The following is a 26,594-nucleotide window of genomic DNA, read 5'->3' on the forward strand; positions in this document are numbered from 1 at the left end:
CCGAGTTGGCCCGCCGCGCGGAGGCCCGCCATGACTGATCTGACCGCACCCGTCACCGTCGAGGTGAGGACCGACCCGACATATCCGGTGATCATCGGCACGGGCCTGATGACGGAGCTGGGCGGGCTCCTCGAGGGCAGGCACAAGGCCGCGATCCTGCACCAGCCGGTACTGGCCCAGACCGCAGAGGCGATCCGTAACCATCTGTCCGACAAGGGCGTCGACGCGCATCGCATCGAGATTCCCGACGCCGAGGCCGGCAAGGATCTGCCCGTCGTCGGCTACATCTGGGAAGTGCTCGGCCGCATCGGCCTCGGCCGCAAGGACGCCGTCGTCAGCCTTGGCGGGGGAGCGGCGACCGACGTCGCGGGATTCGCCGCCGCCACGTGGCTGCGTGGCATCGACATCGTGCATGTGCCGACGACATTGCTCGCCATGGTGGATGCCGCCGTCGGCGGAAAAACCGGCATCAACACCGATGCGGGCAAGAACCTTGTCGGCGCATTCCACCAGCCCGCGGCCGTCCTCGTCGACCTGGCGACGCTGGAAACGCTGCCGCGCAACGAGATCGTTGCCGGGATGGCCGAGATCGTGAAGGCCGGGTTCATCGCCGACCCGGTCATCCTCGATCTCATCGAGGCCGACCCCGAGGGCGCGCTCGACCCGACAGGGCAGGTACTGCCCGAGTTGATTCGGCGAGCCATTGTGGTGAAGGCCGAAGTCGTCGCGGCGGATGAGAAGGAATCGCAACTGCGCGAGATCCTCAACTACGGGCACACCCTGGCCCACGCGATCGAGCGACGCGAACGCTACCGTTGGCGCCACGGCGCGGCGGTATCTGTGGGCCTGGTGTTCGCCGCCGAATTGGGCCGACTGGCGGGAAGACTCGACGACGGAACCGCCGACCGCCACCGCGCGATCCTCACCTCGCTTGGCCTGCCGGTCGGCTACGACGCCGACGCGTTGCCGCAGTTGCTCGAGTACATGGCAGGCGACAAGAAGTCGCGTTCCGGTGTGCTGCGTTTCGTCGTTCTCGACGGGCTGGCGAAGCCGGGTCGGCTGGAGGGTCCGGACCCGTCGCTGCTGGCGGCTGCTTATGCGGAGGTAGCGCAACAATGACGACGGTGAACGTCATCAATGGCCCCAACCTGGGTCGGCTCGGGCGCCGCGAGACCCAGGTCTACGGCAGCACCACACACGACGACCTCGTCGCGATGATCGAACGCGAAGCCACCGAGCTCGACCTGAAAGTCGTTGTGCGCCAATCCGACAGTGAAGCGGAGCTGCTCGATTGGATTCACCGCGCGGCCGACGCGGCCGAACCGGTGATCCTCAACGCGGGTGCGTTGACGCACACATCGATCGCGCTGCGCGACGCCTGCGCCGAGCTGCGCGCGCCGTTGATCGAGGTGCACATCTCGAATGTGCACGCTCGCGAAGAGTTCCGGCACCACTCGTACCTGAGTGCGATTGCCACCGGCGTGATCGTCGGGCTCGGTATGCAGGGTTATCTGCTGGCGTTGCGCTATCTCGCGACGCAGGACTAACGCTTAAGTCTGTTCCTGACGGCGCTCGGTCGGCGTCTCGTCGGCCCGGGCATCCGGGTGGCGGACGGCGGCGAACACGTCGGTGTCCGCGCGGTCGTCGTCGCCCGCGCGGTCGTCGTCGCCCGCGGCGAGACCATGGTGCTGGCGCGGTGTGTCGTCGGCGTGGCGGTCGATGACCCAGTGCCCGAGCGCGACGCCTGCGATTGCGGCGAGGAAGGTCAGCAGCGCGGTGAACGCCGCGAAGGTGGTGAGTTCGTTGAGCAGCCCACCGGCATAGAGGTCCTTGTAGAACATCGAGATCAGCCAGGCGAGCGCGCCGCTGACGAGTCCTGCAAACAGTCCTGCCAGCAGCCACGTCATCGCCAGGTCGGCGCGGCGGTCGGGATCGGGATTCGCGCGCGCATCTGAACGCCCGTCCAGGATGCCCCAAATGAACACCAAGATGGCGAAGAGAACGACGAGGGTGATGCTGATCAGAGTTGCCTTGGTTTCCCAGATATTGATCGCAGTGCCCTGCACCAATCGGATGAAGACCATCAGGGCCGCGAACACCAGTCCGCGCAGCAACCACTTACTCATGGGGCATCACCTTAGCGAGTAGCGTCAAGACCTGTGACTATATCGCAGCGCCGGGACCGACTTCGGCACCGGTTGCAGTCCGAGGGGCTCGACGCGATATTGGTAACGCGCCTGGTCAACGTGCGTTATTTGTCCGGTTTCACCGGATCGAACGCGGCGCTGCTGATTCGCGCGGACGACGACACACCGGTGCTGGCGACCGACGGGCGCTACCGCACCCAGGCGGCCCAGCAGGTTCCAGACGCCGAAATCGTCGTCGAACGATCCTGCGGACCGTTTCTGGCAGCCCGGGCCGCCTCTCTCGGTGTGCGTCGGCTCGGTTTCGAGAGCCACGTGGTGACGGTCGAAGGGTTCGACAGGCTGGCGGTAGCGGCCGGCAAGGCCGAGCTGGTTCGGGCTGCGGGCACGGTCGAAGCGCTGCGGGAAGTCAAGGACGCCGGAGAGGTCGCGCTGCTGCGGCTGGCCTGCGAGGCAGCCGATGCCGCCTTGGCTGACCTGGTCGAACGCGACGGTCTGCGGCCCGGTCGCACCGAGCGTGAGGTCGGCCGCGAACTGGAGTCACTGATGCGGGATCACGGTGCGGACGGACCGTCCTTCGAGACCATCGTGGCGGCCGGTGCCAACTCGGCGATCCCGCACCATCGGCCCACCGACGCCGTGCTGGCGGCCGGCCACTTCGTCAAGATCGACTTCGGCGCGCTGGTGTGCGGTTATCACTCGGACATGACGCGCACCTTTGTGCTGGCGCCTGCCGCACAGTGGCAACTCGACCTCTACGAGCTCGTCGCCGCCTCGCAACGGGCCGGCCGGGAGGCGGTCCGACCAGGAGTCGCGCTGCGCGAGGTGGACGCGGCGTCGAGGCGGGTGATCGCCGATGCGGGATGCGCCGAGAACTTCTCCCACGGCCTCGGGCACGGCGTCGGGCTGGAGATCCACGAAGCGCCGGGTATCCACGCGGGTGCCGCCGGTACACTGCTTGCTGGCTCTGCGGTGACTGTTGAGCCCGGTGTCTACCTGCCCGATCGCGGCGGTGTCCGCATCGAGGACACGCTGGTGGTGTGCGAGACGACGCCCGACCTGCTTACCCAGTTCCCCAAGGAATTGGCCATTCTTCGTTGAGAGACTAGGAGTAGTACCGCCGTGGCATCGACCGCCGACTTCAAGAACGGACTTGTCCTGAACATCGATGGACAGCTGTGGTCCATCGTCGAATTCCAACACGTCAAGCCGGGCAAGGGGCCCGCATTCGTGCGCACCAAGCTGAAGAACGTGCTGTCGGGCAAGGTCGTCGACAAGACGTTCAACGCCGGGGTCAAGGTGGAGACCGCCACGGTGGACCGTCGCGACACCACCTATCTGTACAAGGACGGCTCAGACTACGTGTTCATGGACAGCCAGGACTACGAGCAGCACCACCTGCCGGAGTCACTGGTCGGCGACGACGCGCGGTTTCTGCTCGAGAGCCTCCCTGTGCAGGTGGCCTTCCACAATGGCACGGCGCTCTACATCGAACTTCCAGTGACCGTCGAAATGAAGGTCAAGCACACCGAGCCCGGTCTGCAGGGCGACCGGTCCAGCGCGGGCACCAAGCCCGCGACGGTGGAAACCGGTGCAGAGATCCAGGTTCCGCTGTTCATCAACACCGGCGACAAGCTGAAGATCGATTCTCGCGATGGCAGCTACCTGGGTCGAGTGAATTGACCAGACCCAAGCCGGACCGGGGTCGACACCAGGCCCGCAAGCGAGCCGTCGATCTGCTGTTTGAGGCCGAGGCCCGTGGCATCACGCCGGCGGAGGCCGCCGAAGCGCGAGAGGCGTTGGCCCAGAGGCAATCCGATGTGTCTTCGCTGAACCCGTACACGGTGACCGTCGCCCAAGGGGTGACGCAGCACGCCGCGCACATCGACGATCTGATCTCGTCGCACCTTCAGGGCTGGACGTTGGACCGTCTGCCCGCCGTGGATCGGGCAATTCTGCGGGTTGCGGTCTGGGAACTACTGCACGCCGACGACGTTCCCGAACCGGTCGCCGTCGACGAGGCCGTCGAGCTGGCCAAGCATCTGTCCACCGACGATTCGCCGGGTTTCGTCAACGGAGTGTTGGGCCAAGTGATGCTGGTGACGCCGCAGATTCGGGCCGCCGCCGCGGCGATTCAGGGTGGAGCAGAGGGTTCCGGGTAGATCGATTCGGGTCTCGCTTCTCGTCTTGTCCGGTGGCCGCACCACAGGGCTGGGCGCCCTACTACGGCCTAGAGGACGTCGCCAAGGTGCACCTGCGGGATCCGGTTGTGGCGCTTGACCACCTGCGCGGCATGTAGCTCAGGCTGTCGAATAGTCCGGCAGCGCGATGGAATCGGCTACTTGAACCAGATTCGCGACGCAATCGGCCGAAACGGCCAGCGCTGCATCCACTTCATCAACGCGATGTTCGCGGCGATGTCGAAAGGCGAGTTGGGTGCGTACCGGTCGACGCGGTTGGGAATGTCCTGGCATTTGTCCACATAGGTCCGCAATCTCGACTGGTATCGCTGAAATGCGTCATTAACGGTCCGGCGATGCCTGCGCCGCTGATCAGAACAGTCGGCTGTGCCACGTCACCCACATTAAGCGTGCGACCTGGGAGCGTGCCTCATGCCGCGGCGTGCGGCGCCGCAGCGAAATTGAAGTAGCGCGCTACTTACGTCTCCTTCCTCAGGGCACGCAACGATCAATTTGCGGAAATTCCCAACGATTGGAGGGGTCCACTATGTTTCAGGGAATTCGCCCCCTAGTAACCACCGGTGTTGCGCTCGTCGGAGCCAGCGTCATCGCAGTATCTCCGGTGACTGTGCCGCCGCCCGAGATTCAGGCTGCGTCACTGCCTGCAGCGCAACGTGTTGTCGAGATGTCAGATGTCCAGTTGACGGGACTGGTTGAGGATCTGGAGAGGTTTCTGGACGCCGCGATCAACGCGCCTCGTAACGCGGTATGGGGCGTCGGACAAGCTCTGGATGGCTTGCCCGAAGCGCTCGGCGATGCAGCTTCGACTCGCGAGGCTGTAGGTGTGCTCGCGGAGGCCATTGGCACGGTATACGCATCGCCGATCAGGGCATTCCTCGACCCGCTTATTGTGAATGCGTCGCCGTACGACCCTGCGCAGCAGGATTTCATCGATGCGACATTGCTTGTCATCAGGGACCTCGCCGACGACCCGCTGTTCCTCCCGACCATTCCGGTGAGCTTCCTCAACTACTGGGGCAATCTGGGCCTCACCCCTTTGCAATCGGCTGGCCTGATCGCCGCCGGTTATCTACTGAAGCCGTTCAGTCTGGCGGGCCCATTCGTCGCTGCCCTGGCCAATTCGTTGCCGGCGCCGTTCGGTGGGGATCTGACCTCGAGTGACCCCGCCGATTGGGGTTTGATCAGTAACGCTTTCGACGAGGTCTTGCAGGGCGCGCAGAACCTGATCGTCGGAATACTCATTCCCGACTTGATGGCTGGAAATATGGCAGCGGGCGTCGCCGCCGCTGCTGCGCCAGAAGACACCTGGCCACCGAATGCAGAGACAGCACAACAGGTTCTGAGGAACACAGGCCGGACGATTCTTCGCCTGCCCGAACTGTTGGGCAACCTCGCCGTCGACGACGTGCGACGTGTCGGCGCATACCTCGAACGAGGTCGACCGCTCGATGCAGTCCGGTTGTTGGCGAGCCATGTACTCGCCGTGCCAACAGAATTGGCGTCGATACCGGTGAACCTCGGTTCGACATTCCTGCCTCCTCCTGCAGGCGACTTGCTGGCCGACGGATACTCCAAGGCATACGCCGCCGTCTCATCCATCGCCGGCCGGATCGGGCCGCAGCCCTCGACGACGCTCACGCAGAAGCAGGTCACGGCGTCTGGAAACGTTGCATCGGAGGGTAGTACAGGCAATGTTGTGCAGCTTTCGCTGCCGCGGGGAAACTTCGACGAGGTCACCAACATCGGCGTGACCAAGAGTGCGGATCCGAACAACGGCAATCCGGTGACGAAGCTGGACAACCGACCGAAGGTCGGCGGCAACGTGAGGGCAGTCGTGAACGATGTCCGTACGGAGGTCCGCCAGACGATCAAAGACGTCCGCCAGGGCGTCCGCGACGTGGTGAAGGCGGTCACCGGGGTCGGCAAGAAGAAAGACGTCAAGGCCGAAAGCAACGAGCCGTCGAAACCGGCGGAGTAACACCAGCTCCGGTGGGCCTCCCAACCACCCCGGGAGGCCCATCGGTCCTGTCAGGCCTAGATGTTCAGCGCCTGATAGGTACGTCGCACGAATTTCGGTTGCACGCCTTGGAGTTTGGCCAACGACGTGTTGCCCGCCACCGCGGCGGCGGAGTCGCCCGACATGTCGGGGTGGTTCTGGATCAGGTACAGCATGATGAGGTCGGCCGACGGGTCGGCCTGCCACCATGTCCCGAATGCCCCCGGCCACGTGAACGTGCCCTTGCCGCCGGGGCCGAACAGTTGCCGCGACTTCGCCGGGTCTGTGACGACCGACAGATTCAAACCGAACCCGCGACCGATCCAGTACGGCATGCCGAGGAACGGATACTGCCGCTGCTCATCGGTCAGCCGATCTGTCCTCATCAAATGCACCGAATCTTCGGAGAGCACCCGGTTTCCATCGAGCGTTCCGAACGCGAGAAGCATGCGCACGAAGCGCAGATAGTCGTCGACCGTCGACCACAGCCCCGCCCCGCCGCTGCACAGCGGCGGATCACTGATGGGTGCAGGCCCCATCGAGTCATGACGGAGCGTGTCGCCGGCGAGCTGATACATCGTCGCCGCGCGTTGCCGCCCGGTCGGTCCGACGCTGAATCCGGTGTCCGGCATGCCGACCGGTTCGAGGATGCGCTCTCTCAGCACCTCGGCCAACGGCTTGCCCTCAATCCTCGAGAGAACAATGCCCAGCACATCGGTCGACACGCTGTAGGTCAGCCGTGCGCCGGGTTGATGCGTCAACGGAAGCCTGGCCAGATCGGTGAGCCAGCCGTCCTGGTCCTGGCGGTGCGACAGCTTCCCGTACGCACGCGCCAGCGGACCGAGCACCGAGAACACATACGCGAAACCGCTCCGATGGGTCATCAGATCGTCGACGGTGATCGGCCGCTCTGCGGGAACCGTGTCGTCCAGTGAGCCGCGGGGGTCGGTCATCACCCGAAGATCGGCCAACTCCGGCAGCCACTTCGTCACCGGATCCGTCAGCGCCAGCCTGCGTTCGTCGACAAGCGTCATCGCCGCGGCGACGGTGACGGGTTTGGTCATCGAGGCGATGCGGAACATGGTGTCGCGCCGCATCGGCAGCCGGGCTTCGACGTCGCGGTAGCCGAGTTCGTTGACCTGGAGCACCTCACCGGCCTGCCATACCAGCGTGACCGCGCCGGACAACAGACCGCCGTCGATCGCCTCGTTGATAGAACTGCGGTTGCCGTCGAGATTCACCGCCGCCAGGTTACTCAGGGCGGTTGGTGTCGCTGACGGCCGGTTGTGCAACGGGTGTTAAGCTGCCCGGCAGTTCGACGTCCTTTAACGATCCGTCCAGAGAGGCGGAGAAGGAGGTCAGGGCCCTTGGGCGCCACCGACTCTTCCGACACCGACCGGGAACTGATGACCGCGGCGGACGTCGGTAGGACCATTTCCCGCATCTCCCACGAGATCATCGAGAAGACCGCCCTCGACGGTTCCGATGCCCCCCGCGTCATCTTGCTCGGCATTCCCACCCGCGGCGTCGCGCTGGCAGCCAGGATCGCCGACAAGATCAAGGAGTTCGCCGGCGTCGACGTCCCGCACGGCGCCCTTGACATCACGCTCTACCGTGACGACCTCAACACCAAGCCGCCGCGGCCGCTGGAGGTGACGTCGATCCCCGACGAAGGCATCGACGGTACGGTCGTCGTCCTGGTCGACGACGTGCTGTACTCGGGCCGCACGGTGCGCGCCGCACTCGATGCGTTGCGCGACGTCGGACGGCCGCGGGCGGTCCAGCTGGCGGTGTTCGTCGACCGCGGGCACCGGGAGTTCCCGCTGAGGGCCGACTACGTCGGCAAGAACGTGCCCACCTCGCGCAGCGACAACATCAAGGTCCGCCTTACCGAGCATGACGGATTCGACGGTGTGGCCATCGCATCGCACGGAGGGCCGCCCCGATGAGCCCCCGACACCTGCTCTCCGCGGCAGACCTCACCCGCGCCGAGGCGACCGCGATCCTCGACGACGCCGACCGGTTCGCCGAGTCGCTGCTCGGCCGCGAGATCAAGAAGCTGCCGACCCTGCGCGGTCGCACCGTCATCACGATGTTCTACGAGAACTCCACTCGAACCAGGGTGTCGTTCGAGGTGGCGGGCAAGTGGATGAGCGGGGACGTCATCAACGTCAGTTCGTCCGGGTCGTCGGTGGCCAAGGGAGAGTCGCTGCGCGATACCGCGCTGACGCTGCGGGCGGCCGGCGCCGACGCGCTGATCATCCGCCACCCCGCCTCAGGGGCGGCACAACAGCTCGCCGAGTGGACGGCCACCGAAGACGGCGGCGGCCCGTCGGTGATCAATGCCGGTGACGGCACCCACGAGCATCCGACCCAGGCGCTCCTCGACGCGTTGACCATCCGCCAGCGCCTCGGCGGCATCGAGGGCAAGCGAGTGGTGATCGTCGGCGACGTGCTGCACAGCCGCGTGGCCCGGTCCAACGTCCTGCTACTGCACACCCTCGGCGCCGAGGTGGTTCTCGTCGCGCCGCCGACGCTGCTGCCCGTCGGGGTGGCGGGCTGGCCGGTGGCGGTGTCGCACGACCTCGACGCCGAACTGCCCACCGCCGACGCCGTGCTGATGCTGCGGGTGCAGGCCGAACGCATGACCGGCGGCTTCTTCCCGTCGGCCCGCGAGTACTCGGTGCGCTACGGGCTCTCGGGGAAACGGCAGGCCCTGCTGCCCGGCAACGCGGTGGTTCTGCACCCGGGCCCCATGCTGCGCGGCATGGAGATCTCGTCGTCCGTCGCAGACTCCACGCAATCGGCTGTGCTGCAACAGGTTTCCAACGGTGTGCATATCAGGATGGCGGTGCTGTTCCACCTGCTGGTCGGCGCAGAGGACGAGGCGGTCAGCGCATGAGCGTGCTCATCAGGGGCGTACAGCTCTACGGCGAAGGCGAGCGGGTCGACGTGCTGGTCGACGACGGCCAGATCGCCGACATCGGCGCGGATCTGTCCATCGCCGACGATGCCGACGCCGTCGACGCCTCCGGCCAGATCCTGCTGCCCGGCTTCGTCGACCTGCACACCCACCTGCGCGAGCCAGGCCGCGAGTACGCCGAGGACATCGAAACCGGTTCGGCAGCAGCAGCTCTCGGCGGCTATACCGCGGTGTTCGCGATGGCCAACACCACACCCGTCGCCGACAGCCCGGTGGTGACCGACCACGTGTGGCACCGCGGCCAGCAGGTCGGTCTCGTCGACGTCCACCCGGTCGGTGCGGTGACCATGGGTCTGACCGGAACACAGCTGACCGAGATGGGCATGATGGCCGCAGGCGCCGCGCAGGTTCGGATGTTCTCCGACGACGGCATCTGCGTGCACGACCCGTTGGTGATGCGCCGCGCCCTCGAGTACGCCACCGGTCTCGGCGTGCTGATCGCCCAACACGCCGAGGAACCGCGGCTGACCGTCGGCGCCGTCGCCCACGAAGGGCCCAACGCCGCCCGTCTCGGGCTCTCCGGCTGGCCGCGCGCCGCAGAGGAGTCCATCGTCGCGCGCGACGCGCTGCTGGCCCGCGACGCCGGGGCCAGGGTGCACATCTGTCACGCGTCGACAGCGGGCACGGTCGAGATCATCAGATGGGCCAAGGAACAAGGCATTTCGATCACCGCCGAGGTGACGCCCCACCACCTGCTGCTCGACGACGCCAGGCTCGCGACCTACGACGGTCGCAATCGGGTCAACCCGCCGCTGCGTGAGTCCGACGATGCCGAGGCGCTGCGCCAGGCGCTCGTCGACGGCGTCATCGACTGCGTCGCCACCGACCACGCGCCGCACGCCGAACACGAGAAGATGTGCGAGTTCGCCAACGCCAGGCCCGGCATGCTCGGTCTGGAGACCGCGCTGTCGGTCGTCGTCGAGACGATGGTCCGCCCGGGGCTCTTCACATGGCGCGACGTCGCCAGGGTGATGAGCGAGAACCCGGCGCGCATTGTGGGGCTGCCCGATCAGGGCAGACCGCTGGAGGTGGGGGAACCCGCCAACCTCACCGTCGTCGACCCCGAAGCCACGTGGACGGTGGCGGGCGCCGAGATGGCCAGCCGGTCGGACAACACCCCGTATGAATCCATGACGCTGCCCGGCGCTGTGACCTTGACCCTGTTACGTGGCAATGTCACCGCGAGGGACGGAAAATCGCCGGCTTGACGTCCTCCCCGGACTAACGTCCGGGGATTCCAACCCGATCCCATCGACTAGGCGGCAGGAGCAGAGAGTTGAGGTTCACGGTTCGCAGACCGCCTAGTGGCGAGGTCTCCCCGTGCTGTCACCGCCCGTCCGGCGGCGATGTTGCGTGCAGCGTTGACGTCGGCGTTGCACCGGCCAGCAGTGCAGGCTTCGCACTCGAAAACCGCTTGGCTCTTGCGGTTCCCAGGAGCGACGTGCCCGCACACCGAGCAACGTTGCGACGTATATGCGGCCGGTATCTGTTCGACCCGGCCGTAAGCTTTAGTCTGCAGACGCGCGGCGAAAAGGCCCCACCCACTTCGGTGTATGGCCCGGTTCAGCCCGCGCTTCTGAGCAACACCCGCACCGGGCTCCTCGACAGTTCCACGTGCAGTGCGGGCCATCGCCCGCACGTCGAGAGCTTCGAGCCTGATCGTATCGAAGCGGCGAGCAATGTCAGTAGTCGTCTTCTCGACCCAGTCCTTGCGCCGATCGACCTCGCGCGCCCTGCGTTTCGCGATCGCCAGTCTCGTTCGCGCGCGCCGGTGGGAGCCGCGCTTGGCCCGGGCGAGCCGCTGCTGCAACACCCTCAACCGCTTGGCCTCACCGCGAGTCAGACTGGGTGCGTGCAACAGTTCACCGGTCGACAGTGCGGCCGACACGGCGACACCGCGGTCGATGCCCACCACACTGCGGTCATGCGGCCCGGAGATCGGGTCAGGGATGTGGGCGAATGCGATGTGCCAGCGGCCGGACCGGTCACGGGCGACCCGGTAGGACTTGACCCCCGCGCCCAAGGGTCGCGACAGCCGAAACCGCACCCAGCCCACCTTGGGAACCCACACGCGACCGACGTGGCGGTTCAGCCGCTCGATGTGACGCGGTTTGACCGCGACCTGCCGAAACCCCTCGTGCAAATTCGCTTTACGCCATGTCGGTCGACGATGCGTGCCGCAGAAGAAGTTCTGCATTGCCTGGTTGAAATCTCGGAGCGCCTGCTGCTGCACGGTCTGACTCCCGGCACGAAGCCACCCGTACTCGGCGCGAGCCTCCGTCAACTGTGCAGCCTGTTCGACGTAGCCAGGAGCCTTGCGGCCCGGTTGCCAGTGCTGTTGCTGCTCTACCGCCAGATTCCATACAAACCGCGCATGCCCACAATGCGCCAACAAGACCTCTTCCTGCTCCGTGGTTGGCAACAGTCGGAACCGCGACATATCCGCAAAGTAGCCACGGGCACCGACATCCCTGGCCCCAGCACCGCCGCCACCCTCGGGGTCGACCTCCTTCGCGAATTGAAATCCGAGGTTTCCGCCCCGAAGAGGCTTCGATGAACACCGGCACGCTCGTGGGATCGCTGATCGTCGCCGCCGTGCTCGCGGTGGCGCTGGGGCTGGCGGTTCAGTCGATCTTGAGGGGCTGGCGCCACCGCGCCCAGCGGCAGGCGGAGCTGATCGGCGCGCTTCCGCCGATGCCCGACACCGTCGGCGAGGCGATCGTGCCCCCGACCAAAGGTCTCTATGTGGGCAGCACTCTTGCGCCCGAGTGGCTGGGGGCACCTCCCGCTTGCGGGGGAGACCGCATCGCGGTCGGCGACCTCGGCTATCGCACGAAAGCGGTGCTGACCCGCTATCCCGAGGGCATCATGCTGCAGCGAACCGGGGCCCAGCCGATCTGGATACCCCACGAGTCGATCATCGCGATCCGCACCGAATTCGGGATCGCAGGCAAGGTCATGACCCATGCGGGCATCCTCGCGATCAGATGGCGGCTACCGTCGGGCACAGAAATCGACACCGGATTCCGCGGCAACGATCGCGCGGAGTACGCCCAATGGCTGGGGGAGGAGGAAGCCGTATGAGCAAAGCCGTACTGGTGCTCGACGACGGACGGATCTTCACCGGCACGTCGTTCGGCGCCGTCGGAGAGACGCTGGGCGAAGCGGTGTTCTCCACCGGTATGTCGGGCTACCAGGAAACGCTCACCGACCCCAGCTATCACCGCCAGATCGTGATCGCCACCGCCCCGCAGATCGGCAACACCGGCTGGAACCACGAGGATGCCGAGAGCCGCGGTGACAAGATCTGGGTCGCCGGCTATGCCGTGCGCGACCCTTCGCCGCGGGCCTCCAACTGGCGGGCGACGGGAACCCTCGAAGACGAACTCGTCCGGCAGGGCGTCGTCGGAATCGCCGGTATCGACACCCGCGCCGTGGTGCGCCACCTACGCAACTTCGGTTCGATGAAGGCCGGAATCTTCTCCGGTGCCGCGCTCGCCGAACCCGACGAGCTGCTGAAACGGGTCAGGGACCAGGCCTCGATGCTGGGCGCCGATCTGGCAGGCCAGGTCAGCACCGACGGCAGCTACGTCGTCGAACCCGATGCGGAACCACGGTTCACCGTCGCCGCGATCGACCTCGGCATCAAGACCAACACGCCCCGAAACTTCGCGCGACGAGGCATCCGCAGCCACGTCCTGCCGTCGTCGGCGACCTTCGACCAGGTCGCCGAACTCGAGCCCGACGGCGTATTCCTGTCCAACGGGCCGGGTGACCCGGCCACCGCCGACCACATCGTCGGCGTCACCCGGGAGGTGCTCGGCGCCGGAATCCCGCTGTTCGGCATCTGCTTCGGCAACCAGATCCTCGGCCGCGCTCTCGGCCGATCGACGTACAAGATGGTGTTCGGCCACCGCGGCATCAACGTGCCCGTCATCGACCACATCACGAGGCGGGTCGCGGTCACCGCGCAGAACCACGGGTTCGCGTTGGAAGGCGAAGCAGGCGAGCGGTTCGACACCCCGTTCGGTCCGGCGGAGGTCAGTCACACCTGCGCCAACGACGGCGTGGTCGAAGGCATCAGACTCGTTGACGGGCGCGCCTTCTCGGTGCAATACCACCCGGAGGCGGCGGCCGGCCCACACGATGCCAACTACCTCTTCGACCAGTTCGTCGACCTGATGTCGGAGGGACGCTAGATGCCGAGGCGAACCGATCTGAACCACGTCCTGGTCATCGGCTCCGGGCCGATTCTCATCGGGCAGGCCGCGGAATTCGACTACTCCGGCACACAGGCCTGCCGGGTGCTGCGCGCCGAGGGGCTCCAGGTAACCCTCATCAACTCCAACCCCGCGACGATCATGACCGATCCCGAATACGCCGACAACACCTACATCGAGCCGATCACCCCGGCGTTCGTCGAACGGGTCATCGCGCAGCAGGCCGAGCGAGGCAACAAGATCGACGCCCTGCTGGCAACGCTGGGCGGGCAGACCGCGCTCAACACCGCTGTGGCTCTCTACGACAACGGCGTGCTCGACCGGTACAACGTCGAGATGATCGGCGCCGACTTCGAGGCGATCCAACGTGGCGAGGACAGGCAGCGGTTCAAGGACATCGTGGCCAAGGTCGGAGGTGAATCCGCCCGCTCCCGTGTCTGTTTCACCATGGAGGAAGTCCGCGAGACCGTTGGTGAACTCGGCCTGCCGGTCGTGGTGCGGCCGTCCTTCACGATGGGCGGCCTCGGCTCGGGCATGGCGTACTCCGCCGAAGACGTCGACCGGATGGCCGGCGACGGCCTCGCCGCCTCGCCGAGTGCCAACGTGCTGATCGAGGAATCCATCTACGGGTGGAAGGAGTTCGAGCTCGAACTCATGCGTGACCATCACGACAACGTGGTGGTGGTCTGCTCGATCGAGAACTTCGACCCGATGGGCGTGCACACCGGCGACTCGGTCACCGTCGCGCCTGCGATGACCCTGACCGACCGCGAATATCAGCGGATGCGTGACCTCGGCATCGCGATCCTGCGCGAGGTCGGCGTCGACACCGGCGGCTGCAACATCCAGTTCGCGATCAACCCCGAAGACGGCAGGCTGATCGTCATCGAGATGAACCCGCGCGTATCGCGGTCCTCGGCGTTGGCCTCCAAGGCAACGGGCTTCCCGATCGCCAAGATTGCCGCGAAGCTGGCGATCGGCTACACGCTCGACGAGATCCTCAACGACATCACCAAGGAAACGCCCGCCTGCTTCGAGCCGACGCTCGACTACGTCGTCGTCAAAGCGCCGAGGTTCGCGTTCGAGAAGTTCCCCGGCGCCGATCCAACGCTGACCACCACGATGAAATCCGTCGGCGAGGCGATGTCGTTGGGCCGCAACTTCATCGAAGCGCTCGGCAAGGTGATGCGCTCGCTGGAGACCGGCCGCGCGGGCTTCTGGACCGGCGCCGATCCCGAGGGGAGCGTCGAAGAGGTGCTCGAGCGGCTGAAGACGCCGACCGACGGCAGGGTCTACGACATCGAGTTGGCGCTGCGACTGGGCGCGTCCGTCGACGAGGTCGCGGCGGCCTCCGGCGTGGACCCGTGGTTCGTCGAGCAGATCAACGGCCTGGTGGCGTTGCGCATCGAACTGCTCGACGCACCCGTGCTCGACGAAGAGCTGTTGAGGAAAAGCAAGCACAGCGGGCTGTCGGACCGGCAGATCGCCGCGCTGCGGCCCGAGCTTGCCGGCGAGGTCGGCGTGCGTGCGCTGCGCCAACGCCTCGGCATCCACCCCGTCTACAAGACCGTCGACACGTGCGCGGCCGAGTTCGAGGCGAAGACGCCGTACCACTACAGCAGCTATGAACTGGACCCCGCCGCCGAAACCGAGGTCGCGCCGCAGACCGAGAAACCCAAGGTGCTGATCCTGGGATCCGGCCCGAACCGCATCGGTCAGGGCATCGAGTTCGACTACAGCTGCGTGCACGCCGCGACCACGCTGTCGGACGCCGGATTCGAGACCGTGATGATCAACTGCAACCCCGAGACGGTATCCACCGACTACGACACCGCCGACCGGCTGTACTTCGAACCGCTGACCTTCGAAGACGTCCTCGAGATCTACTACGCCGAATCAGCCTCCGGCGCAGGCGGTCCCGGCGTCGTCGGCGCCATCGTGCAACTCGGTGGCCAGACCCCGCTCGGGCTGGCCGAGCGGTTGGAGAAGGCGGGCGTCCCGATCGTCGGCACCAGTCCGAAGGCCATCGATCTTGCAGAGGACCGCGGTGCGTTCGGCGAGGTGCTCAACACCGCCGGGCTGCCCGCCCCCCGGTTCGGCACCGCCACCAGCTTCGAGCAGGCTCGCCGCATCGCCGCCGACATCGGTTATCCCGTGCTGGTGCGACCGTCCTACGTGCTCGGCGGGCGCGGCATGGAGATCGTCTACGACGAGGACACCCTCGAGGGCTACATCACCCGCGCCACCGAACTCTCACCCGAGCACCCCGTCCTTGTCGACCGCTTCCTCGAGGACGCCATCGAGATCGACGTCGACGCCCTCTGCGACGGCTCCGACGTGTACATCGGCGGGATCATGGAGCACATCGAAGAGGCCGGCATCCACTCCGGCGACTCGGCGTGCGCACTGCCGCCGGTGACGTTGGGCCGCAGCGATATCGAGTCGGTTCGCAAGGCCACCGAGGCGATCGCCCACGGCATCGGCGTCGTCGGACTGCTCAACGTGCAATACGCCCTGAAGGACGACGTTCTCTATGTCCTCGAGGCCAATCCGCGCGCCAGCCGCACCGTGCCGTTCGTGTCCAAGGCGACCGCGATACCGCTGGCCAAAGCGTGCGCGCGGATCATGTTGGGCGCGACCATCGCCGAGCTTCGCGACGAAGGCGTGCTGGCGGCGACGGGGGACGGGGCGACGACGCCGCGCAACGCTCCGGTTGCGGTGAAGGAGGCCGTGCTCCCGTTCCACCGCTTCCGCAAGGCCGACGGCTCCAACATCGACTCGCTGCTCGGCCCGGAGATGAAGTCGACGGGCGAAGTCATGGGCATCGACAACAACTTCGGCAGCGCCTTCGCCAAGAGCCAGACCGCCGCATACGGGTCGCTTCCGGCGCAGGGCACGGTGTTCGTCTCGGTCGCCAACCGCGACAAGCGATCGCTGGTGTTCCCCGTGAAGCGGCTGGCCGACCTCGGGTTCCGGGTGCTTGCCACCGGGGGGACCGCAGAGATGCTGCGGCGCAACGGCATTCCATGCGACGAGGTGCGTAAGCATTTCGAACCGCCCGGTGAGGGCAGGCCCGCCGTGTCTGCGGTGGACGCCATCAAGGCAGGCGACGTCGACATGGTGATCAACACCCCCTACGGCAACTCCGGTCCGCGTATCGACGGCTATGAGATCCGGTCGGCGGCGGTAGCGATGAACATCCCGTGCGTGACGACGGTGCAGGGCGCGTCGGCGGCGGTGCAGGGCATCGAGGCCGGGATACGCGACGACATCGGCGTGATGTCGCTGCAAGAGCTGCACAGCGCGCTGGGGCCGGCTTGACCATTTCGGCTTCGGCGTTCGGTCGGCGACTCGCCGATGCGATATCGGAGCGCGGTCCGCTGTGCCCGGGCATCGATCCACACCCCGAGTTGCTGACATCGTGGGGCCTGACGACCGATGCCGACGGACTGCGCGAGTTCTGCGACATCTGCGTCGAGGTGTTCGCCGACTTCGCGGTGGTCAAACCGCAGGTGGCGTTCTTCGAGGCGTACGGCGCCGCGGGCTACGCGGCGCTCGAGGACGTCATCGCGGCGCTGCGCACCGCCGGTGTCCTGGTTCTCGCCGACGCCAAACGCGGCGACATCGGCTCCACGATGGCCGCTTACGCCGCCGCCTGGAGCGGCGAATCCCCGCTCGCCGCCGACGCCGTCACGGCCTCGCCCTACCTCGGATTCGGCTCGCTGCAACCGCTTTTGGACCTTGCGGCGGCGCGCGGCCGTGGCGTGTTCGTCCTCGCCGCCACCTCCAATCCCGAGGGCGCGAGCGTCCAGGGAGCACTCACCGGCGACCGGACGGTGGCGCAGTCGATCGTCGACGACGCCGCCGCCCTCAACGCCGAGGGGGCCGAACTCGGCTCGGTCGGAGTCGTCGTCGGCGCCACCCTGTCGTCGCCTCCCGACGTGAGCGCGCTGAACGGCCCCGTGCTGGTCCCCGGCGTCGGTGCGCAGGGGGGCCGACCGGAGAAGCTACGCGGCTTCGCAGGCGCACGGCCCGGTCAGCTGCTGCCCGCGGTGTCGCGGGAGATTCTGCGTGCAGGTCCCGACGCGACAGCGCTGCGCGAGGCGGCCGAGAGACTTCGAGATGCAGTGGCTTACCTGGCCTGAGCGCCTATGACGTGCCGCCCGCGGAGCGGGGGCGAGTTACGGACACACCAGGACAGCTATGCCGAGAAGCGGCCTACTACACAACGTCGTTGGCCGCTTGCGCGGGCATCAGCACATCGACGCAATCCCGCCACGACACGCCCGAAACGCGGTGACCAGGCAAAATTTTCTTTTTTTGAAGGTTCACAGACGCGCCGAGCCACGGGATTCCCCGCTTCGGGCGCCGTTCGTACGCCCGAAATGGCCCCAAAACCCCCGATGAACAGGCATTTCCAGGCAAATCCCGCCAATCACACTGTTCCCACGCGTTTCGGCGGCCGACGGAGACTGCGGCGAGCAAGCTGGGCTTTTGGCCAAGAAACCCGGGGGTGGGGTTCGCTTTCGTCAGGATGCGTGGGTACGGTCGTCGCTGCTGGCTGGTGTTGTGACCAGTCAAGATAAAAAAGTAATCGTGATGAGACGGAGGAACCCGTGGCCCTTCCCCAGTTGACCGACGAACAGCGCGCGGCAGCGTTGGAGAAGGCTGCTGCCGCACGTCGAGCACGTGCCGAACTCAAGGATCGGCTCAAGCGCGGCGGCACCAACCTCAAGCAGGTGCTGAAGGATGCCGAGACCGACGAGGTCTTGGGCAAGATGAAGGTTTCTGCGCTCCTGGAGGCGTTGCCCAAGGTCGGCAAGGTCAAGGCGCAGGAAATCATGACAGAGCTCGAGATCGCCCCCACCCGCCGTCTGCGCGGCCTGGGCGACCGTCAGCGGAAGGCGCTGCTGGAAAAGTTCGACTTCTCGTAAGGGAGGTCAGTGAGCGAAGGCGGAGGACCGGACACGCACAAGGCCCCGGTCGTAGTGTTGTCCGGTCCGTCTGCCGTCGGGAAGTCGACAGTCGTGCGTTGTCTGCGCGAACGCATACCCGAACTGCATTTCAGCGTTTCTGTGACCACAAGGGCCCCGCGTCCCGGTGAGGTCGACGGCCTGGACTATTCGTTCATCTCGCCCGAGCGCTTCCAGCAGCTGATCGACGACGGCCAACTCCTCGAGTGGGCCGAGATTCACGGCGGGTTGCACCGGTCCGGAACACCCGCCGAACCGATTCGGACCGCAACATCGGCGGGTCATCCCGTGCTCATCGAAGTCGACCTGGCGGGCGCCCGCGCCGTCAAAAAGGCGATGCCAGAGGCGCTGACGGTCTTTCTCGCCCCGCCGAGCTGGGAGGCGCTCGAGAGCAGGTTGACCGGCAGGGGCACCGAGACGCCCGAGGTGATGAACCGCAGGCTGGCGACGGCTCGAGCCGAACTGGCCGCCCAACACGACTTCGACCGCATCGTCGTGAACAGTCAATTGGAGTCAGCCTGCGCTGAATTGGTATCCTTGCTGGTGGTCCCCAGATAGCGAAGCGCCGGATCCGGCCCGCAAGCTATTCGAGTTTTTCACTGAAACGCCAGGAGATTTTTTCGTGAGCACCCCGCACGCCGACACGCCGTTGGCCGCCGTCGAGAATATCGACTCGGCCCACAGCGGCTACGACACACCGTTGGGCATCACCAACCCGCCCATCGATGAGCTGCTGGACCGCGCGTCGAGCAAGTACGCGCTGGTGATCTACGCCGCCAAGCGCGCACGCCAGATCAACGACTACTACAACCAGCTCGGCGACGGGATCCTGGAATACGTCGGCCCCCTGGTCGAACCGGGTCTGCAGGAGAAGCCGCTGTCCATCGCGATGCGCGAGATCCACGAAGACCTGCTCGAGCACACCGAGGGTGGCCCCGAAGGCGGCGAGCGCTAGGCGCCCTCGAGGTGGACCGCAAGCGGATCATCGTCGGCGTATCCGGAGGCATCGCCGCCTACAAGGCGTGCACGGTGGTCCGTCAGCTCACCGAGGCCGGCCACGTCGTCCGGGTCGTTCCGACCGAATCCGCACTGCGCTTCGTCGGCGCGGCGACCTTCGAGGCGCTGTCCGGCAATCCTGTTCACACCGGCGTCTGGGATGACGTTCACGAGGTGCCGCATGTCCGGATCGGGCAGGAGGCCGACCTGGTCGTCGTCGCCCCCGCTACCGCGGATCTGCTCGCCAGGGCAGTCGCAGGCCGCGCCGACGACCTGCTGACCGCGACCCTTCTGACCGCGCGGTGTCCGGTGCTGTACGCACCCGCAATGCACACCGAGATGTGGTTTCATCCCGCAACCGTCGACAACGTGGCCACGCTGCGCAGCCGCGGCGCGGTCGTGCTCGAACCGGCCCGCGGGCGGCTCACGGGGGCCGACAGCGGCGCGGGACGCCTTCCCGAGGCCGAGGAGATCACCACACTGGCCCAGCTGCTCATCGAACGCGGTGACGCGCTGCCTTACGACCTCGCGGGGGTCAAGGTTCTGGTGTCGGCCGGCGGTACCCGCGAACCCCTCGATCCGGTGCGGTTCATCGGCAACCGGTCGTCGGGCAAGCAGGGCTACGCAATGGCCCGCGTGGCCGCACAGCGCGGCGCCGACGTCACGCTGATCGCCGGCAACACCGCGGGGCTCATCGATCCCGCCGGCGTCGAGGTGGTCCACATCGGGTCGGCCGCTCAGCTCAAGGACGCGGTGTCCAAGCACGCGCCCGATGCGCACGTGCTCGTGATGGCCGCGGCGGTCGCCGACTTCCGGCCCGCGCACTTCGAGACCAACAAGATCAAGAAGGGCGCCTCCGAACCCACCGCGATCGAGCTCGCGCGCACCGATGACGTGCTGGCGGGTGCGGTGCGGGCACGCACCGACGGTCAGCTGCCCAATATGCGTGCGATCGTCGGGTTCGCCGCCGAGACCGGCGACGCGAACGGCGACGTGCTGTTCCACGCCCGCGCCAAGCTGGCCCGCAAGGGTTGCGATCTGCTCGTCGTCAATGCCGTCGGCGAGAACCGCGCATTCGAGGTGGACAGCAACCAAGGCTGGCTGCTGGCGGCCGACGGAACCGAGGCCGCGCTGGAGCACGGTTCGAAAACTCTGATGGCCAGCCGTATCGTGGACGCGATTGCGGCTTTCCTGCACAACGGCGGCGGGTGACCCGACGCACACAACTGCATGCGCGTAAGGGTTGCGCGCGGCCGGGGCACACGCTTGGGTGCGACAGGGCGCACATATAATTTGATGTACTAACTTTCTATAGAGCTGCAGCGAGAGGAATGACACCGTGAGCGAAGGTCGGCTGTTCACCAGTGAGTCGGTGACGGAAGGACACCCCGACAAGATCTGCGACGCGATCAGCGACTCGGTGCTCGATGCGCTGCTGGCAGACGACCCGAAGTCGCGGGTCGCAGTCGAAACCCTGGTCACCACCGGGCAGGTGCACGTCGTCGGCGAGGTGACGACCTTGGCCAAGGAGGCGTTCGCCGACATCACCAACACGGTGCGCAAGCGCATCCTCGACATCGGCTACGACTCGTCGGACAAGGGCTTCGACGGCACCACGTGCGGCGTGAACATCGGTATCGGTGCGCAGTCGCCGGACATCGCGCAGGGCGTCGACACCGCCCACGAGACTCGCGTCGAGGGTGCGGGCGACCCGCTGGACCTGCAGGGCGCGGGCGACCAGGGGCTGATGTTCGGCTACGCGATCAAGGACACGCCCGAACTGATGCCGCTGCCGATCGCGCTGGCGCACCGGCTCTCGCGCAGGCTCACCGAGGTTCGCAAGAGCGGTGTGCTCGACTACCTGCGCCCCGACGGCAAGACCCAGGTCACGGTGCAGTACGAGGGCACCACTCCGGTGCGGCTGGACACGGTCGTGCTGTCCACCCAGCACGCGGACGGAATCGACCTCGAGGCGACGCTGGCCCCGGACATCCGCGAGAAGGTCGTCAACACCGTCCTCGGCGACCTCGCACACGACACCATGGACACTTCCGATTACCGGCTGCTGGTCAACCCGACCGGAAAATTCGTGCTCGGCGGCCCGATGGGCGACGCCGGTCTGACCGGCCGCAAGATCATCGTCGACACCTACGGCGGCTGGGCCCGCCACGGTGGCGGGGCGTTCTCGGGCAAGGATCCCTCGAAGGTGGACCGTTCGGCCGCGTACGCAATGCGCTGGGTGGCAAAGAACGTGGTCGCAGCCGGTCTGGCCGAGCGGATCGAGGTCCAGGTGGCCTACGCGATCGGCAAAGCCGCCCCCGTCGGCCTGTTCGTCGAGACGTTCGGCACCGAGACCGTGGATCCCGACCGCATCGAGAAGGCCATCACCTCGGTGTTCGACCTGCGGCCCGGCGCGATCGTCCGCGACCTCGAACTGCTGCGCCCGATCTACGCGCAGACGGCGGCCTACGGCCACTTCGGCCGCACCGACGTCGAGCTGCCGTGGGAGCAGCTGAACAAGGTCGACGAGCTGAAGGCTTCTGTCTGACGACGATCAAGCGGCGAGGTACGAGCCGCGTTGAGGAGTCAGACGCGACAGACTCTGTCTAGCTACGCCGAGATCGACGAAATGGCGCGTTTCACTCCCACTTTTCCGCCCATGTGTCGGTTTGGGCGTCAAGCGCTGAACTCGTAATCGTCGAGCGGGAACCGGCGGCTGCGCCAGTAGGCGTGCATCGTGGTGGCCGGCCGCAGCGGCACGTCGCCGTTCTTGTCGAAGTAGTAGCTGTTGGCCAGCGAGCAGCTGTCCTGCCAGAAGATCTGGCGATGACGCTTGCGCATCATCTCGTCGAAGTAGCGGTCGTTGGCGTCCTGCTTCACTTCGACCCGGTCTGCGCCACGGCGCTGCGCGTGCTCGAGGCATCGGACGATGTGATGGCTCTGCGCCTCGATGAGCGCGAAGTACGACGAGCCGACGTAGCCGTATGGCCCGAAGACGGTGAAGAAGTTCGGGAAGCCCGGGATGCTCACACCTTCGTAGGCCTGCAACCGATTCTGCGTCCAGTACTCCGACAGTGTGCGGCCCGCAGGCCCGGCGACGGAGTAGGTCAGCACGCCGTCGGGGTCGAGGACCTTGAATCCCGTTGCGAGAATCAGCACGTCGACCTCGTGAACCTGACCGTCGGTGGTGGCGACCCCGGAACCGGTGATCTTGTCGATGGGTTCGGTGACCAGGCTGACGTTGTCCCGGTTGAACGTGGACAGGTACGTGTTGTGGAAGCCGGGTCGCTTACATCCCACCGCGTAGCGCGGCGTCAGCTTGTCCCGCACGACGGGGTCACGGACCTCCTTGCGAAGGAAGGCCCTGCCAAGATCCGGCGCCCGCTTGGCCATCGGGTTGACCGTGAAGTACTGCGCGGCAAGCGGAAACGTCAGCTCGACGTAGGCCTGGCTGAGCAGGCGCTGCAGCGCCTTGCCACCGGGAAGGCGCATCGCCTGACGCGCGATGGGGGGCAGCGCCAGGTCCGCCTTGGGGAAACACCAGATCGGCGTGCGCTGGAAGACGGCGAGATGGTCGACGATCGGCGCGATCTCGGGGATCACCTGCACTGCTGAGGCGCCGGTGCCGAGGATCGCGACGCGCTTGCCCGTGAGGTCCTGACCGTGGTCCCAGCGCGCGGTGTGCATGGTCACGCCCGCGAACGAATCGACGCCGTCGATGTCGGGCAGCTGCGGTGTCGTGAGCACGCCGCCCGCGTTGACGAGGAACCGCGCGGTCAGCGTTTCGCCCGAGTCCGTCTCGATGCGCCAGAGGTCGACCTCGTCGTCGAACACCGCGGCGGCAACCTTGGTGTTGAACCGGATCCTGGGCCGCAGTCCGTACTTGTCGACGCAGTGCTCTGCGTAGTCCTTCAACTCGCGGCCGCGCGCGTAGGTGCGCGTCCAGTCCGCGCTCTGCTCGAAGGAGAACTGGTAGGAGAAGGACGGGATGTCAACAGCGATGCCGGGATAGGTGTTCCAGTGCCATGTTCCGCCGCAGCCGTCGGCCGCTTCGATCAGCAGGTAGTCGCCCAGGCCCGCCTTGTCGAGCAGGATCGCGGTACCGATTCCCGAGAATCCGGCGCCGACGATGACGGTGTCGTGATCGGGCACCGGCTTCATAATGTCTGGGCTCCTCTCATCCGCGACACCCTCTTTTTAACGCGTAAATCCGTTCTACACCGGCCGGTTTTGCGGTGAGGGCTGTCGCAATGACCTCGATGCAACCCTGTGCGCAATATCGACGACTCCCCAGCCTGTTGAGTTGAGTCAAGTATTTTCAGCGGATGGCCTCCACCGATGCAGGGCTCGCCGGCTTCTCGTCGGTCACCAATCCGCACCGAAGAACCCGCACGCTGTGGTTGGCGGCCGTGCTGGTTGCGGCGTGCTACGGCGTGTTCCTGATCCTCACCGCGCTGCGCTTGCCGTCGGGCGCCGACCTCACCGGCCAGTTCTGGCTGCAGCCCGGGGTCAAGGCGACCCCGGCCGTGCTGCTGGCCGCCGCGGCGTTCACGCACCCTGTGGTCAGGGAGCGGCGCTGGCTGCTCGGCGCGCTGGTCGGATCGGCCGCGGGCGACTTCCTTCTGGCGATGCCGTGGTGGGAGCTGTCGTTCGTACTCGGACTCGCCGCCTTCCTGATCGCCCATCTGTGCTTCCTTGGCGCCTTGCTTCCCCTGTGTGCCCGTTCGACGCCGCGGCTGACCGCCGCCGCGGTGATGGTTGCGGCCTGTGTCGCGCTGCTCGTCTGGTTCTGGCCAGCCCTTATCGCCGACGATATGGCGATCCCGGTCACCGTGTACATCGCGGTGCTCGGCGCGATGGTGTGCGCGGCGCTGCTGGCCCGGCTGCCGACTCCGTGGACCGCACTCGGCGCAGTGTGTTTCGCGGTGTCGGACGCCATGATCGGGATCAACACGTTCGTTCTGAGATCTGAGGCCCTCGCCGTGCCGATCTGGTGGGCGTATGCCGCATCGCTGATGCTGATCACGGCGGGGTTCTTCTTCGGCCGGACGTCTGATCCGTCTGCTAGACGACAGGCGTGAGTAAGACTGCGGCGGAGCACGAGCCGATCGCCCGGGTGCTGCCGATGCTGTCGGTGCCGCACCTCGATCGCGACTTCGACTACCTGGTGTCGGCCGAGCAGTCTGATGACGCACAGCCCGGCGTCCGGGTGCGGGTGCGGTTCCACGGCCGTCTCGTGGACGCGTTCGTCCTCGAACGGCGTTCGGAGTCTGACCATGGCGGAAAGCTCGGGTGGCTGGACCGGGTGGTTTCCCCGGAGCGTGTGCTGACGCCGGAGGTGCGCAGGCTTGTCGACGCGGTCGCGGCGCGCTACGCGGGCACCCGTGCCGACGTGCTTCGGCTGGCGATTCCGCCGCGGCATGCGAACGTCGAGAAGCAGACGCCCGCCGACCTTGCACCCCCGACAGTCGCATCCGTCGACACCGCCCAGTGGGCGCAATACAACAGGGGCGAGCAGTTTTTCGCCGCCGTCCGCGACGGCCGCGCGGCGCGGGCAGTCTGGCAGGCGCTGCCGGGGGAGCAGTGGGCCGACCGGCTCGCCGAAGTCGCGGCGGCAACCGCAGGAGCGGGGCGCGGGGTGCTGGCGATCGTGCCCGATCAGCGCGATGTCGACGCACTGCACGAGGCCGCCGTCCGGCTCGTCGACGAGAGCCGCGTGGTGGCGCTGTCGGCCGGGCTCGGCCCGTCGCAGCGCTACCGGCGGTGGCTGTCGGTGCTGCGGGGGTCGGCGCGTGTCGTCATCGGAACCCGCAGCGCGGTATTCGCTCCGGTCGCCGACCTCGGGCTGGTGCTGGTGTGGGATGACGGCGACGACACACTCTCCGAACCCCGTGCGCCGTATCCCCACGCCCGCGAGGTGGGAATGCTGCGGGCGCACCAATTGCGTTGTGCCGCAATGATAGGCGGATACTCGCGCACCGCCGAGGCGCAGGCGATGGTACGCAGCCGGTGGGCACACGACCTGGTCGCGGCGCGACCAGTGGTGCGGTCGCGGGCGCCGCGGGTGATCGCGCTGGAGGACAGCGGTTTCGCCCAGGAGCGCGATCCGGCCGCACACACGGCGCGGTTGCCGTCGATGGCACTGCACGCGGCGCGCACGGCGCTACAGGCAGGCCGCCCCGTGCTGGTTCAAGTGCCACGCCGGGGCTACGTACCCGCGCTGGCCTGCGGTCGCTGTCGGACCATCGCCCGCTGCAGGCACTGCACGGGCCCACTGTCACTACCGGATCGAGACGCCTCGGGCGCGCTCTGCCGGTGGTGTGGACGCGAGCAGGCCGCGCTGCGCTGCGCCCGCTGCGGATCCGATGCCGTGCGTGCCGTCGTCGTCGGCGCGCGCCGCACCGCAGAGGAGCTCGGCAGGGCCTTCCCCGGCACCGCGGTGGTCACCTCCGGGGGCGACGGCATGGTGTCGGCCGTCACCGCCGATCCCGCTCTGGTCGTCGCCACCCCGGGCGCCGAACCGGTGGCTGAGGGAGGCTACGGCGCCGCGCTGCTCCTCGACGCCTGGGCGCTGCTGGGCAGGCAGGATCTGCGGGCCGCCGAGGACACGCTGCGCCGCTGGATGGCCGCCTCGACGTTGGTCCGCAGTCACGACGCCGGCGGCGTGGTCGCCGTGGTGGCCGAATCGACGGTTTCGACGGTGCAGGCGCTGATCCGTTGGGACCCGGTCGGGCACGCAGATGCCGAGCTCGACGCGCGAGACGAAGTCGGATTGCCGCCCAGTGCCCACATGGCGGCCGTCGACGGCGCCCTGGAAGGCGTGGACGCGCTGCTCCAGACGGCCGAGCTTCCCGACTCCGCCGAACTCCTCGGACCTGTGAACCTGCCGTCGGGAGCCCGCAGACCGCCAGGCGTGCCCGCCTCGGGCGCGGTGAACCGGATGCTGGTCCGGGTGCCCCGGGCCGAGGGGCTCGAGCTGGCGGCGGCGCTTCGGCGGGCCACCGGCGTGCTCAGCGCGAGGCACGATCAACAGCCCGTTCGGGTGCAAATCGACCCGTTGCACATAGGGTAGTTCGAGAAT

25 protein-coding genes are annotated in these 26,594 nt (G+C 66.9%); 20 read left to right on the forward strand and 5 right to left on the reverse strand.

The features are described from left to right. Positions 1–30 precede the first annotated feature (30 nt). Positions 31–1,119: a 3-dehydroquinate synthase gene (gene aroB, locus C6A82_RS12075; RefSeq protein WP_199193874.1), complete on the forward strand. Its 1,089-nt coding sequence runs from the start codon at positions 31–33 to the stop codon at positions 1,117–1,119. Then, positions 1,116–1,547 carry a type II 3-dehydroquinate dehydratase gene (gene aroQ / locus C6A82_RS12080; protein WP_105347027.1) on the forward strand — a complete coding sequence of 144 codons (432 nt, stop codon included), beginning with the start codon at positions 1,116–1,118 and terminating at the stop codon, positions 1,545–1,547. The genes aroB and aroQ overlap by 4 nt, the downstream gene beginning before the upstream one ends. A 3-nt stretch (positions 1,548–1,550) precedes the next feature. Here the strand turns inward: aroQ and C6A82_RS12085 are convergent, their stop codons facing one another. Beyond that, the gene (locus tag C6A82_RS12085; RefSeq protein WP_105347026.1) at positions 1,551–2,126 is read right to left on the reverse strand and encodes a B-4DMT family transporter; all 576 of its coding nucleotides are present in this window, start codon (positions 2,124–2,126) and stop codon (positions 1,551–1,553) included. Positions 2,127–2,159: 33 nt separating this feature from the next. Here C6A82_RS12085 and C6A82_RS12090 point away from each other — a divergent pair, with 33 nt between their 5' ends. The 3 genes from C6A82_RS12090 to nusB are packed head-to-tail and all read left to right on the forward strand — an operon-like array spanning position 2,160 to position 4,306. Continuing rightward, positions 2,160–3,245, forward strand: a complete 1,086-nt coding sequence (locus tag C6A82_RS12090; RefSeq protein ID WP_105347025.1) for a Xaa-Pro peptidase family protein — start codon at positions 2,160–2,162, stop codon at positions 3,243–3,245. Positions 3,246–3,266: 21 nt separating this feature from the next. Next, positions 3,267–3,827 (forward strand): elongation factor P, encoded by a 561-nt coding sequence (efp, locus tag C6A82_RS12095; RefSeq protein ID WP_105347024.1) that lies wholly within the window; start codon positions 3,267–3,269, stop codon positions 3,825–3,827. Beyond that, the gene (gene nusB / locus C6A82_RS12100) at positions 3,824–4,306 is read left to right on the forward strand and encodes a transcription antitermination factor NusB (RefSeq protein ID WP_105347023.1); all 483 of its coding nucleotides are present in this window, start codon (positions 3,824–3,826) and stop codon (positions 4,304–4,306) included. The genes efp and nusB overlap by 4 nt, the downstream gene beginning before the upstream one ends. A gap of 176 nt (positions 4,307–4,482) precedes the next feature. Here the strand turns inward: nusB and C6A82_RS12105 are convergent, their stop codons facing one another. Beyond that, entirely contained in the window at positions 4,483–4,638 is a 156-nt protein-coding gene (locus tag C6A82_RS12105) for a hypothetical protein (RefSeq protein WP_199193873.1), read from the reverse strand. A gap of 233 nt (positions 4,639–4,871) precedes the next feature. On the opposite strand from C6A82_RS12105, the gene C6A82_RS12110 reads away from it, so the two are divergent. Beyond that, entirely contained in the window at positions 4,872–6,323 is a 1,452-nt protein-coding gene (locus C6A82_RS12110; RefSeq protein ID WP_311101802.1) for a hypothetical protein, read from the forward strand. A 56-nt stretch (positions 6,324–6,379) separates the two neighbouring features. Here C6A82_RS12110 and C6A82_RS12115 read toward each other — a convergent pair whose 3' ends face one another. Then, a complete protein-coding gene (locus C6A82_RS12115) occupies positions 6,380–7,582 on the reverse strand; it encodes a serine hydrolase (protein ID WP_105347021.1) in 1,203 nt (400 codons plus the stop codon). 126 nt (positions 7,583–7,708) lie between these two features. Between C6A82_RS12115 and pyrR the strand changes: the two genes are divergently transcribed. From pyrR to C6A82_RS12130, 3 genes are read left to right on the forward strand one after another with little or no spacing between them, the layout of a single operon-like run. Further along, on the forward strand, positions 7,709–8,290 hold the full coding sequence (pyrR, locus tag C6A82_RS12120; protein ID WP_105347020.1) for a bifunctional pyr operon transcriptional regulator/uracil phosphoribosyltransferase PyrR: 582 nt from the start codon (positions 7,709–7,711) through the stop codon (positions 8,288–8,290). Further along, positions 8,287–9,243 (forward strand): aspartate carbamoyltransferase catalytic subunit, encoded by a 957-nt coding sequence (locus C6A82_RS12125; RefSeq protein ID WP_105347019.1) that lies wholly within the window; start codon positions 8,287–8,289, stop codon positions 9,241–9,243. The genes pyrR and C6A82_RS12125 overlap by 4 nt, the downstream gene beginning before the upstream one ends. Continuing rightward, positions 9,240–10,532, forward strand: a complete 1,293-nt coding sequence (locus C6A82_RS12130; RefSeq protein ID WP_105347018.1) for a dihydroorotase — start codon at positions 9,240–9,242, stop codon at positions 10,530–10,532. Before C6A82_RS12125 ends, C6A82_RS12130 begins: the two co-directional genes overlap by 4 nt. A 47-nt stretch (positions 10,533–10,579) precedes the next feature. Here C6A82_RS12130 and C6A82_RS12135 read toward each other — a convergent pair whose 3' ends face one another. Further along, positions 10,580–11,764, reverse strand: a complete 1,185-nt coding sequence (locus C6A82_RS12135) for an RNA-guided endonuclease TnpB family protein (RefSeq protein WP_105347017.1) — start codon at positions 11,762–11,764, stop codon at positions 10,580–10,582. Between the two features lie 113 nt (positions 11,765–11,877). On the opposite strand from C6A82_RS12135, the gene C6A82_RS12140 reads away from it, so the two are divergent. The 9 genes from C6A82_RS12140 to metK all read left to right on the forward strand — a co-directional run bounded on the left by C6A82_RS12140 (position 11,878) and on the right by metK (position 22,061). After that, the gene (locus tag C6A82_RS12140; protein ID WP_105347016.1) at positions 11,878–12,408 is read left to right on the forward strand and encodes a transporter; all 531 of its coding nucleotides are present in this window, start codon (positions 11,878–11,880) and stop codon (positions 12,406–12,408) included. Beyond that, positions 12,405–13,523 carry a glutamine-hydrolyzing carbamoyl-phosphate synthase small subunit gene (carA, locus tag C6A82_RS12145; protein ID WP_199193872.1) on the forward strand — a complete coding sequence of 373 codons (1,119 nt, stop codon included), beginning with the start codon at positions 12,405–12,407 and terminating at the stop codon, positions 13,521–13,523. The genes C6A82_RS12140 and carA overlap by 4 nt, the downstream gene beginning before the upstream one ends. After that, the gene (gene carB, locus C6A82_RS12150; protein WP_105347014.1) at positions 13,524–16,865 is read left to right on the forward strand and encodes a carbamoyl-phosphate synthase large subunit; all 3,342 of its coding nucleotides are present in this window, start codon (positions 13,524–13,526) and stop codon (positions 16,863–16,865) included. Positions 16,866–16,867: 2 nt separating this feature from the next. Then, complete coding sequence (gene pyrF, locus C6A82_RS12155; RefSeq protein WP_105347034.1) at positions 16,868–17,689, forward strand: orotidine-5'-phosphate decarboxylase; 822 nt, start codon at positions 16,868–16,870, stop codon at positions 17,687–17,689. A 471-nt stretch (positions 17,690–18,160) separates the two neighbouring features. Then, positions 18,161–18,478 carry an integration host factor, actinobacterial type gene (gene mihF, locus C6A82_RS12160; protein ID WP_003932123.1) on the forward strand — a complete coding sequence of 106 codons (318 nt, stop codon included), beginning with the start codon at positions 18,161–18,163 and terminating at the stop codon, positions 18,476–18,478. Between the two features lie 9 nt (positions 18,479–18,487). After that, entirely contained in the window at positions 18,488–19,075 is a 588-nt protein-coding gene (gmk, locus tag C6A82_RS12165; RefSeq protein ID WP_105347013.1) for a guanylate kinase, read from the forward strand. A 64-nt stretch (positions 19,076–19,139) separates the two neighbouring features. Continuing rightward, positions 19,140–19,472, forward strand: a complete 333-nt coding sequence (gene rpoZ, locus C6A82_RS12170) for a DNA-directed RNA polymerase subunit omega (protein WP_105347012.1) — start codon at positions 19,140–19,142, stop codon at positions 19,470–19,472. A gap of 11 nt (positions 19,473–19,483) precedes the next feature. After that, complete coding sequence (gene coaBC, locus C6A82_RS12175) at positions 19,484–20,725, forward strand: bifunctional phosphopantothenoylcysteine decarboxylase/phosphopantothenate--cysteine ligase CoaBC (protein WP_105347011.1); 1,242 nt, start codon at positions 19,484–19,486, stop codon at positions 20,723–20,725. Positions 20,726–20,852: 127 nt separating this feature from the next. After that, positions 20,853–22,061 (forward strand): methionine adenosyltransferase, encoded by a 1,209-nt coding sequence (gene metK, locus C6A82_RS12180; RefSeq protein ID WP_311101803.1) that lies wholly within the window; start codon positions 20,853–20,855, stop codon positions 22,059–22,061. A gap of 128 nt (positions 22,062–22,189) precedes the next feature. On the opposite strand, the gene C6A82_RS12185 is transcribed toward metK, so the two are convergent. Continuing rightward, positions 22,190–23,674, reverse strand: a complete 1,485-nt coding sequence (locus C6A82_RS12185) for an NAD(P)/FAD-dependent oxidoreductase (protein ID WP_105341910.1) — start codon at positions 23,672–23,674, stop codon at positions 22,190–22,192. A 164-nt stretch (positions 23,675–23,838) separates the two neighbouring features. On the opposite strand from C6A82_RS12185, the gene C6A82_RS12190 reads away from it, so the two are divergent. Together C6A82_RS12190 and C6A82_RS12195 are read left to right on the forward strand one after the other, a co-directional pair. Beyond that, positions 23,839–24,594: a lysoplasmalogenase gene (locus C6A82_RS12190; protein WP_105341908.1), complete on the forward strand. Its 756-nt coding sequence runs from the start codon at positions 23,839–23,841 to the stop codon at positions 24,592–24,594. A 44-nt stretch (positions 24,595–24,638) separates the two neighbouring features. Further along, positions 24,639–26,585 (forward strand): primosomal protein N', encoded by a 1,947-nt coding sequence (locus tag C6A82_RS12195; RefSeq protein WP_105341912.1) that lies wholly within the window; start codon positions 24,639–24,641, stop codon positions 26,583–26,585. The last annotated feature ends 9 nt before the right edge of the window (positions 26,586–26,594 follow it).

Origin of the sequence: Mycobacterium sp. ITM-2016-00318, assembly GCF_002968285.2 — a bacterium.
Classification (GTDB): domain Bacteria; phylum Actinomycetota; class Actinomycetes; order Mycobacteriales; family Mycobacteriaceae; genus Mycobacterium.

What these genes read in the sequence shown, in the direction of transcription:
- C6A82_RS12110 (WP_311101802.1), top strand. Translation starts at nt 4,872, where the DNA reads ATGTTTCAGGGAATTCGCCCCCTAGTAACCACCGGTGTTGCGCTCGTC.
- C6A82_RS12140 (WP_105347016.1), top strand. Translation starts at nt 11,878, where the DNA reads ATGAACACCGGCACGCTCGTGGGATCGCTGATCGTCGCCGCCGTGCTC.
- C6A82_RS12125 (WP_105347019.1), top strand. Translation starts at nt 8,287, where the DNA reads ATGAGCCCCCGACACCTGCTCTCCGCGGCAGACCTCACCCGCGCCGAG.
- C6A82_RS12190 (WP_105341908.1), top strand. Translation starts at nt 23,839, where the DNA reads ATGGCCTCCACCGATGCAGGGCTCGCCGGCTTCTCGTCGGTCACCAAT.
- aroQ (WP_105347027.1), top strand. Translation starts at nt 1,116, where the DNA reads ATGACGACGGTGAACGTCATCAATGGCCCCAACCTGGGTCGGCTCGGG.
- carA (WP_199193872.1), top strand. Translation starts at nt 12,405, where the DNA reads ATGAGCAAAGCCGTACTGGTGCTCGACGACGGACGGATCTTCACCGGC.
- carB (WP_105347014.1), top strand. Translation starts at nt 13,524, where the DNA reads ATGCCGAGGCGAACCGATCTGAACCACGTCCTGGTCATCGGCTCCGGG.
- aroB (WP_199193874.1), top strand. Translation starts at nt 31, where the DNA reads ATGACTGATCTGACCGCACCCGTCACCGTCGAGGTGAGGACCGACCCG.
- C6A82_RS12195 (WP_105341912.1), top strand. Translation starts at nt 24,639, where the DNA reads ATGCTGTCGGTGCCGCACCTCGATCGCGACTTCGACTACCTGGTGTCG.
- C6A82_RS12085 (WP_105347026.1), bottom strand. Translation starts at nt 2,126, where the DNA reads ATGAGTAAGTGGTTGCTGCGCGGACTGGTGTTCGCGGCCCTGATGGTC.
- C6A82_RS12130 (WP_105347018.1), top strand. Translation starts at nt 9,240, where the DNA reads ATGAGCGTGCTCATCAGGGGCGTACAGCTCTACGGCGAAGGCGAGCGG.
- C6A82_RS12185 (WP_105341910.1), bottom strand. Translation starts at nt 23,674, where the DNA reads ATGAAGCCGGTGCCCGATCACGACACCGTCATCGTCGGCGCCGGATTC.
- C6A82_RS12135 (WP_105347017.1), bottom strand. Translation starts at nt 11,764, where the DNA reads ATGTCGCGGTTCCGACTGTTGCCAACCACGGAGCAGGAAGAGGTCTTG.